We start from the raw sequence: 9714 nt of genomic DNA, 5'->3' as shown, positions 1-9714 counted from the left end.
ACTAATAAGCCGTGAGGCTTGACCATATTATCGTTTTCGTTCCTTGAAAACACTTCACAAGTTGCTTAATACTTAAACAACTATGTGAATTTCCTGGTGACCATAGAGAAGTGGAAACACTCGTTCCCATCCCGAACACGAATAGTGAAACGCTTCTTCGCCGATGGTACTGCGGCTCGTCCGTGGGAGAGTAGGTCGTTGCCAGGTTTTTTTTCGCCTTCTTCACTGCTGTGAAAATTAGGTAGCAGTGTTTACATATATTTTTTTCATAACCATCCTTCTCAGGGTGGTTAATTTTTTATTGACATTATTTTCAATTTTATGGTTTTATTTATTCAAACAACGGAGTTTCGTGCTTTCGTTGTTTTTTTTATTTTAGCATTAAAAAAGTCATGCTAGAATTACACATCAACCCTTAAAGGAGGCATATATGGTAGTTAATACTGGTGCTCTAATAATCGTAATTTGTTATCTAGTTGGTATGCTAGTTATCGGTGCTGTAGTTGGTAAGCTAAAAATTAAAAGTAGTGAAGACTATATGGTAGCTGGACGAAGAATGGGACTATTTATGGTTGCATTCTCATTATCTGCAAATAACATTGGTGGTGGTTCAACTACAGGACTTGCAGGAAAAGCATTTGGTGCTTGGGGTATGAGTGCTATTTGGTATGTTCTTGCTGCATCTATTGCCATGATTCCACTTGCATTCTTTGCTCCAAAAATCAGAAAGACACTTGCCGTTACAATTCCTGAAGTAATTGGAAGAAGATTTGGTAAATCAAGTAGTATTTTCTCCGCAATTCTAAACATCATTGCTCTCTTCTGTTTAACCTCCTCACAGGTTGCAGCATCTGGTAGCGTAGTTTCTGCATTAACAGGTATTCCAATGAATGTATGTCTCTTAATAGCTGGTATTGTAATTATCTTATATACAACACTTGGTGGTATGATAGCTGACCAAATTTCAGACTTAGTTCAGTTTATTATCATCTTTGTTGGCCTTGCTATTGCAACTCCATTTGTATTAAAGGGTATTGGTGGTTGGCAGGCTCTCAGTGCAAAGCTTCCTGGTGAACAGCTAAGTCCTACTAAGATTGGTTGGGTTGTAATTATCGGATATATCTTTAACTACTTCTGTACATTCCTCTCTGGTCCTGAAATGATTAGTAGATTCGAAAGTGCAAAGGATGAAAAGACAGCATTTAGAGCTTCCCTCCTTTCTGGTGTATTAATGGCTCTTATGGCAATCTTCCCAACACTCCTTGGCTTAGCAGCTCTCGCAGTTAAAGATTCACTTCCTGGTGTTGTTGCATCTAATGCAATGATGAGCGTAACAAGCAAGTTTGCTCCAACATTTATTACAGGTCTTGTATCAGCTGCAATTATCTCAGCTACAATGTCATCTGCAGACTCTAACTTACTTTGTATGTCTACAATGGCTATGAATGATATTATCCTTCCATATTCAAAGAAGAGTATTGATGATAAGAAATCTATTTTCTATACAAGATCATTAAACGTAGTATTCTGTGTTATTGCTATGGCTATTTCAATGCTAAAGATTAACATTGTAACAATGAATACATTTGCATTTGCAATTCGTTGTGCAGGACCATTTGCTGCGTATGGACTTGGTTTAATTATGCCAAGAGCAACAAAGCACTCTGGTCAGATTTCTATTATTACAGGAACAATTGGTGTAATCTTCTGGCAGATTCTCTCTGGTGGTGATTTCTTCTTAGGTATCCTTCCTGTAGTATTTGGCTGTGCCGTTGGTACTATTACATTCTTTGTTATTAACTTAATTGAGTGGAAGATGGGTGTTGAAAGTGCTCCTTCTGCTTATATCGATGAGAAATAAGGAATAGTAATCTTAATACTTTTTCAGTCATCCAACTTGGGTGGCTGATTTTATTTTCCTATGGTAAAATATCAAGTATAAGGAGTTTTTAAATGAAAAAAATATTATCAATTCTTTTAATTGCCTTGTTGTTGTTTACAACATTTAGCTGTGTTACCAAAGCTCCAGAACAAGCAGTTCTAGAGGATAGTAAAATAGTAAAATCTGGAGTAAGTGAGATACAAAAGTATGGAAATCTTGTATTAACACTTTGCTCTCAGGATTTACTTGATAAAGGGTTTGAATATGGCGATGTAGTTGCTATCTACTTAGATGGTCAGCTAATTGTTGTACCATTTTGTACCAACTACTCAGATGTTAATGTAGGTTCATTAGTATTAAGAGATGCAGGTGGTACTCTAATATTAGCAATTAATATGGGTGACTTTGCAACCTATTATGGTATTGCAGTTAAGGAAAAACATTCAGATGGAACATATGAGTGGATTATTAATGATGGAAAGAGTTTAGCTGATATCACTCTTGAACTTAGCATGCATAAAAAGGGTGGATATAAAGATGAATATTTAATCCACCAGCTAGTTAGAACAAATGAAAGAGCAGATTACTCATCTGATGAAGTATTTGCAAACTTCAGAGAGGTAGAAGGTGGAAACCTTGGTAAGGGTGCTCTATATAGAAGCTCAAGTCCTATTAATAATGAGATTGCAAGAGCAAGCTATGCAGATAAATTTACCTCCATGTGTGGTGTTCAAGCAGTAATTAACTTAGCAGATAATAACGAAGGTATTTTATCTTATATTGCTCAGGATGATTTTAATTCTCCATATTACAAAACACTCTTTGAAGACGGAAAAGTAATTGCTCTCAACCTTGGTGTTGATTTCAAAGCCGAAGAGTTTAAGAGAGGTATTGCAGAGGGCTTAAAATTCTTCTCAACTGTTAAGGGACCATACCTTGTACACTGTAACGAAGGAAAAGATAGAGCAGGCTTTACATCAGCACTCCTTGCAGCTTTGATGGGTGCAAGCTATGACGAGCTTGTTAAAGACTATATGACAACCTACATTAACTACTATCATGTAGAGGAAAATAGTGAACAATATGAAGCTGTTAGAAAGAGTAATATTGATACTATACTCTCATTAATTGCAGGTCTTGATAGCTCTGCTGATCTAGCAAGTGTCGATTATAGTATAGCAGCTGAAGCTTACATTAAATCATTAGGCCTTTCTGATGCTGAAATAAGCGCATTAAAAGCTAATCTTTCAACTAATTATTAAAAATAAATGGCAGGTGTTTTTCGCACCTGCCACTACTTTATACTTCTTCAATGTAAAGCCTTATCGCTTCGTAATCATTTGAGAAAGTAAATGGAAGTAATAATCCTGCGTTAACAAGTAAAGAACCAGGAATTACTTTACCATTAATTAAATAATTTTTATTTTCATCAAGACCCTTTAGCTTTACATGGTGGTCAACAGGGTTCCCATGGGAAAGCCTATTAACAGCTATCAATAATGCCTTAGATTTATCTCTTGATACACAAAGTGCTGAAGAAGCTTCATTACTATCTAAAAGACGGTAGAAATCACCATCCTTAATTAAGGATGCATATTTTTTATACTCCTTAATCTCGAATTTAATTTCATTCTTTTCTTCCTCACTTAGCTTTGTTGGATCAAGTTCAAGGCCATAAGAACCAAGCATAGCAACACAACTTCTAGTAAAAAGAGGTGTAACTCTATGAGTTTGGTGGTTAGGAACTGCTGAGACGTGAGAACCAAAGGTTGCGATAGGGTAAAGATAAGAGGAACCAAACTCAATATCTAAACGTTCAATTGCATCTGTGTTATCACTAAGCCATGATTGTGGAGTGTAGTAAATAAGACCAAGATCAAAACGGCCACCACCACCAGAACATCCTTCGATCATTAAATGTGGATACTTCTCATTTAAGTATTCAAAGATTGAGTATAGTCCAAGGATGTAGTCATATTCGATTTTTCCTGCAGGAGTAACGCTTGAGAAGAAATCTGTAATAAAGCGGTTGTAGTCCCACTTCATGTAGCTAAGTTTACCTCTTGTAATAAGGTCATCAAGGAAAGACTTAATGTAAGCTACTACATCTTTATTACTAAGATCTAATACAAGTTGATACCTTCCTCTAACAGGCTTTTTATTCTTAAGCATTAATGCCCATTCTGGATGATTTTTAAATAATATACTATTTTCACTTACCATCTCAGGTTCAACCCAAAGGCCAAATGCAATACCTTCTTTTGTAATTAAAGAAGAGAGTGTATTTAAATCCATCTTGAGTTTATCTTTGTTTTCAAACCAATCACCAAGGGATGATAAATCATCATTACGGTTTGAAAACCAACCATCATCAAGCACAAATAAATCACAACCTAAGGCTTTTGCTTCCTTAGCGATAGAAAGAAGTTTTTCTCCTGTGAAATCAAAATAGGTTGCTTCCCAGTTATTTAAAAGTACTGGGTTATTAAGCTTTGATAAATTCTTCCTTCTAATGTGTGACATGATAAATCTATTATTTTTAATAGATAAATCACTAAAGCCGTTAGAAGAGAATGTAATTAAAAGCTCTGGAAGGGCAATTGAGCTATTTTGTAGTTCATACTCAAAGAACTCACTTCCCATTCCAAGACCTACTCTTGTTGACCCATATTGATTCTTTTCTGCAAAGAAAGTAAATGAGCCTGACCAAAGTAATTCAAGTGAGAGCGCTGAACCAAAGAGCTCTGTAGTATTGCTATCACAGATGATAAAACCATTATTAATTTGGTGGGAGGTTGCACCTTTACGAGAGGTAAATGTTAATGCTCCTGTATTAATAGTTGCTCTTTTTCTAGTTCTTTCACTACAGTGTCTACCTTCAAAGTAAGTAACATCAAAAGACCCATATAGATAGTCAAAAGTGTATAAAGCTTTCTTTAGCTTTATCTTTTTATCTCCTGCTACTATCTCAAGGCCTCTTACTAAGGAGGAGTCCTTTATAATATATGTAAGAATTATCTTTGCCTTTGAGAGCTCCTCCTCAAGTGTTATTTCAAGACACTCTGCATCCTCAATAACAACAGAAGGAAGGCCCTTAATCTTATTTGACCCATTATATACTCTATGCTCTTTATAGATAAATGCAGAGCTAGTAGTTCCATCCTCTTGGCTTATTATGATACCAGGGGTTCTAAAGTCACCTTCTCCTAAAGTAGAAATCTCTAATGGTAAGTAGTCATAAGAGTAGGTGCGGTCAAAACCAGCTTCATAAGGAGATGCAGAAAAGCCTCTATCTCTATATGAAATAATACTAGATGCATCGCCGATAATTTTTGGGCCATGGTAAAGATGAAGTAGACGGCCAAAGCTGTCTACTTTCATTTGGTATGTAAAGTTATCACCTGTGAGGGTAAATAAATTATTTTCAACTTTAATCATAAAAGAGCTGTTCCTTTTAAATAGGATAATAGTTCTTCATCATACTCTGGAATTGCACCACGCTTTGTTACAACGTAATCAGCAATATGTGAGCCGATGATTAATGACTTTTCTAAGTCCCCAGTTTTGATATAGGAAGCCAAGAAGCCAGCAGAAAGACTATCCCCAGCACCAACTGTATCAACCACCTCTACTTCAGCACATGGAACTCTATACCACTTATCCTTATAGCACATTGTGCCTTCTTTACCCTTTGTTAATAAAACTAAGTCTAAGTTATAACTCTTAGCTAACTCTTCAAGACCTCTGTAACCACGCATTTTTAATTTAAGTGCATCAAGTACGATATCAACTTCTTCATCATTAAGCTTTAGAATTGTAGCGTTTTCAACACCTTCTTTGATAATCTCATCACTATAGAAGTGTTTTCTAATGTTTACATCAAAGAATCGATGGTCAGATGATACCTTATTTAATAACTCTTTAAGAGTTTGCTTGCTATTTCCTCTCTGAGCAAGAGTTCCATAGTAAATTAAGCTTACATGCTCTGGGAGTGGAAGTAGTGGAATGTTATCCCAAGCACATGGCATATTAAACTCATACTCTGCATTTTTGCCATTTAAGGTAATAATTGCTTTACCAGTTTCATAGTTCAAAGTAGAGATTTTCTCTGTATTTAATCCAAGGTTATTAATTTCACTAATTGCTCTTTTTCCAAGTTCATCATCACCGACTGCAGAAAGAATATAGCCATTAAGACCAAGCTTAGTTAGATGTCCTGCAACATTGAGTGGAGCGCCACCAAGTGTTGCTTTATCAGGAAAAACATCAAATAAAATTTCTCCAAATGAAATAAAATCCATTACTTAATCCTCCTTAATTACCTTTGCTTCCCAGCTTCTTATTTCATCCTTACTATCATCATAGTTTGATAAAACAACCTGTCCTTTTACCGGGTAACATCTAGTATTGTCAGACATATTAACTATTATAGTATACTTTTCATTATCTAATGTGCGTTCATAGATAAAAAGATCTTCATCATCTTCTTCTAATAGTTTAAAGCTTCCATAGATAAGGGTATCACTTGAACGACGAAGTGAAATTAATTTCTTATAGAAATTTAAAATAGAATCAGGATCTTTCTTTTCCCTTTCAACATTTATTTCTTTTATATCTTGGTTATATCTAATCCAAGGAGTAGAGGTTGTAAAACCACCATCTTCATTCCAAGCAAAAGGAGTTCTTGAGTTATCACGACTGGTTAAGTTGAGTAATCTTAAAGCATCTTCTTTAGAAAAACCTCTGCTAAGCATTACAGCATAATCATTTTTAGCTGCAATATCTCTAAATTCTTCGATAGAATTAAAGTTTGTATTAGTGCATCCCAACTCCTGTCCCATATAAATATATGGAGTTCCCTGCATTAAGTAATACATAACAGCTAGAGCCTTAGCACTCTTTTTCCACATATATTCATTAGAAGTATTTCCATATCTTGATACAGATCTTACTTGGTCATGGTTTTCAAGATACAGTGTGTTCCAACCCTTTTGGTCTAAGCCTTCCTGCCACTTTTTATAGATTTTTTTATATCCAGGAAGAGCAAATTTTTCTTCCTTCCAGTTGTTTTCACATTGTGGCTTTGCATAGTTCATATGCTCAAATGAAAAAATCATATTAAGCTCATTATTTTCAGGGGCAGTATAGCTAAGAGTATCTTCAACTCTTGCTCCAGCACCCTCTCCAACTGTGAGCCAATCGTAGTGGGAGATAGATTTTTGATTCATTTCCTTTAAAAATTCATGAATCCTTGGACCATTATTTGTAAAAGGGGATGCATCACCATACTCTCCATTGATAACACCATCAGGGAAGTTTTGGTCCTTACTAATCATAGTGATAACATCCATTCTAAAGCCATCGATACCTTTATCACCCCAGAAGTTCATGAGGCTATATACAGCTTCTCTAACCTCAGGATTTTCCCAGTTTAAATCAGGTTGCTTTTTAGAAAATGAGTGGAGATAGTATTGGTCTCTTTTTTCACAGTACTCCCAAGCAGAGCCTCCAAAGCAAGCTCCCCAGTTATTCTTTTTGTCTCTCCAAATATACCAATCACTTTTATCATTATCTTTAGAGCTTGAAGACTTAATAAACCATTCATGCTCATCAGAGGTATGGTTTACAACTAAATCCATGATAACTTTAAGGCCAAGAGAATGAGCTTTATTTAGTAACTCATCATAATCCTCCATCGTACCAAAGTCATCCATAATCTCTCTATAATTAGAGATATCATAACCATTATCGTCATTCGGACTTTTATAACAAGGGTTAAGCCAAATGATAGAAGCACCTAGCTCTTTAACATACTCAAGCTTTTGAGTAATGCCCTTTAAGTCTCCAATTCCGTCGCCATTAAAGTCATAAAAAGACCTAGGATATATCTGATAGACACATCCTTCTTTCCACCATTTTCTTTCCATGTTAATCTCCAAAATTAGGTATTAAGTTGTTCCTCTTCTAACCAAGCTGACATTCATAATTGTGCAACCGGTAGCAGCTCTTTCATCCTTAAGATTAATTAAAGTTGATACAGCAAGCTCTGCCATTTCTTTAATTGGTTGATGAATAGTTGTTAGAGGAGGAGTAGTGTATGTTGCGATTAAGGAATCATCAAAGCCAACTACTTTAAGGTCGTCAGGAACCCTTAACCCTCTAGTAGCTGCTACTTGGATAACCTGGCTCGCAATGATATCAGAGGAAGCAAAAACACCATCTGTTGAAGGTCTTTCGCTTAATACTTTATCAATAAATGCAGTATAGTCGAGTCTATCATATAGCTCTGGTGGGTATGAAAGACAAGTAAAATTAATTCCTTTTTCTCTACAAACCTCTTCAAAGCCAATAGAGCGTTCATCTGCAGGCATCTTCCTGCCTTGAATACCAGCAAGGCTAATTACATTTTTGCAGCCCTTAGAAATTAGTTCTTCAGCTGCTAATCTACCACCTTGTCTATTATTACATTCAATTGCAAAAGAGGCCCCTTCTGGATTTCTTTCTATTGCTACAACAGGAAATTCATTTGTTTCAATTTTTTTGGTTGCAAATCGTCCAGAGCAAAGAATTAGACCACAAACTCTATTTTCTCTACATCGATTTATCATTTCAAGTTCTGCAACTTCATCACCCTTAGTAACAAATACCATCAGAGAATAACCTTTTTCTCTAGTAGCATTCTCTATGTTTGAAAGAAGATCAGAGAAAAAAGGATGAGCAATATGAGGTAGGATAACCCCAATAATGTTAGATGAAGACTTTGATAGAGAACGAGCAAGTGCGTTTGGTTGGTAGTTTAATTTCTTAACAGCAGCTTCAACCTTTTCTCTAGTCTCTTTGCTAATATATCCGCGATTATTAAATACTCTGGAAACAGTACCAATACTAAGGCCTGTCTCCTTCGAAACATCCTTTATTGTAGCCAATTTAAGTTCACCTCCAGATAAACTCTTTTATTTTTAAGTTAGAAGATGAGATCCTAACACCTTTATGATAAACGTTTTTATCCTTAATTTCAAAGGAAGAGAGCTCTTGGTATGTACTATTTGATATTTCAATAATCTCTTCATCAATAAATATGTTTAACTTATTATCATGGCTATTAAAGATTACCTCTTCAGTACCAAAAATTAGCTTACCAAGACTAGAATCATAACTAATACTTTGACCTTGGATATCACCTGTAAAAGAACCTTCTGTTACTAGATATAAAGCATTTTCTTCACTTGAATAGGTGTTATGATACTCTCCATTAGCTTTAAAATGCTTTAATAAATCCTCATTAGGTTCAAGAGTTAAGTTGTCACCAATAAGGCCAACCTTTCTAATAATACTCATTGCCCCTGTAGTATTTAAGTGTGGAGTTTCTACTCTTAGCCAAGATACCATATAGGTATCATCAAGACCAGTAAAGCTCTGTGATGCATAGTTTAGCTTTGTTAAGAACATGTTCTTACGTTCACCAATCAGCTTTAAACCACTATCATCAATTTGTGCTTCAAAGTAAAAACCATCAGCAGAGGTAAAGAATAATCTATCATTAACCACGTAGATATCAGGACACTCCCAAGCATCCTTTGCCTCAAATTTATTAACTAGCTCATATGAGCCATAGTTATCGATATAAAGTGCAAAGGTATTCTTCTCCAGCCACAGAAGTAGATATTTTTTACCTTTATAGATAAAGAGTCTTGGGTCTCTTTCATCTTCAACAAAGTTAGGGATAATTACCTCACTATTTGTGAAGTTAAAACCATCTTCTGAGAATCGTCTCTCTTGAAAGAATTTCCTTTCCCCCTTTATGTTTGCAACTGTATATGCAAATTCTCCAT

At 35.4% G+C, this 9714-nt stretch carries 7 protein-coding genes and 1 rRNA gene; 3 read left to right on the top strand and 5 right to left on the bottom strand.

Going from position 1 to position 9714, the window contains the following annotated elements:
- The first annotated feature begins 92 nt into the window (after positions 1–92).
- From rrf to SOY52_RS04075, 3 genes are all read left to right on the top strand, one after another.
- Positions 93–207: ribosomal RNA gene (gene rrf / locus SOY52_RS04085) — 5S ribosomal RNA — on the top strand.
- Positions 208–430: 223 nt separating this feature from the next.
- Complete coding sequence (locus tag SOY52_RS04080; RefSeq protein WP_320847706.1) at positions 431–1861, top strand: sodium:solute symporter family protein; 1431 nt, start codon at positions 431–433, stop codon at positions 1859–1861.
- A 92-nt stretch (positions 1862–1953) separates the two neighbouring features.
- Positions 1954–3144, top strand: coding sequence for a tyrosine-protein phosphatase (locus SOY52_RS04075; RefSeq protein ID WP_320847705.1), 1191 nt, complete (start codon positions 1954–1956; stop codon positions 3142–3144).
- Positions 3145–3181: 37 nt separating this feature from the next.
- Here the strand turns inward: SOY52_RS04075 and SOY52_RS04070 are convergent, their stop codons facing one another.
- The 5 genes from SOY52_RS04070 to SOY52_RS04050 form a co-directional block, all read right to left on the bottom strand.
- Positions 3182–5320, bottom strand: a complete 2139-nt coding sequence (locus SOY52_RS04070) for an alpha-galactosidase (protein WP_320847704.1) — start codon at positions 5318–5320, stop codon at positions 3182–3184.
- A complete protein-coding gene (locus SOY52_RS04065) occupies positions 5317–6183 on the bottom strand; it encodes a PfkB family carbohydrate kinase (protein ID WP_320847703.1) in 867 nt (288 codons plus the stop codon). The genes SOY52_RS04070 and SOY52_RS04065 overlap by 4 nt, the downstream gene beginning before the upstream one ends.
- A 3-nt stretch (positions 6184–6186) precedes the next feature.
- Complete coding sequence (locus SOY52_RS04060; RefSeq protein WP_320847702.1) at positions 6187–7809, bottom strand: alpha-glucosidase; 1623 nt, start codon at positions 7807–7809, stop codon at positions 6187–6189.
- A 21-nt stretch (positions 7810–7830) separates the two neighbouring features.
- Complete coding sequence (locus SOY52_RS04055; RefSeq protein ID WP_320847701.1) at positions 7831–8808, bottom strand: LacI family DNA-binding transcriptional regulator; 978 nt, start codon at positions 8806–8808, stop codon at positions 7831–7833.
- 7 nt (positions 8809–8815) lie between these two features.
- Positions 8816–9714 (bottom strand): hypothetical protein (locus tag SOY52_RS04050; RefSeq protein ID WP_320847700.1); only part of this gene is annotated, 899 nt, incomplete at its 5' end.

The organism is Bullifex sp. (genome assembly GCF_034103065.1).
Lineage (GTDB): Bacteria > Spirochaetota > Spirochaetia > Sphaerochaetales > Sphaerochaetaceae > Bullifex.
Note: the sequence above shows the minus strand (reverse complement) of the source record. Positions and strands in the feature narration are given on the sequence as shown.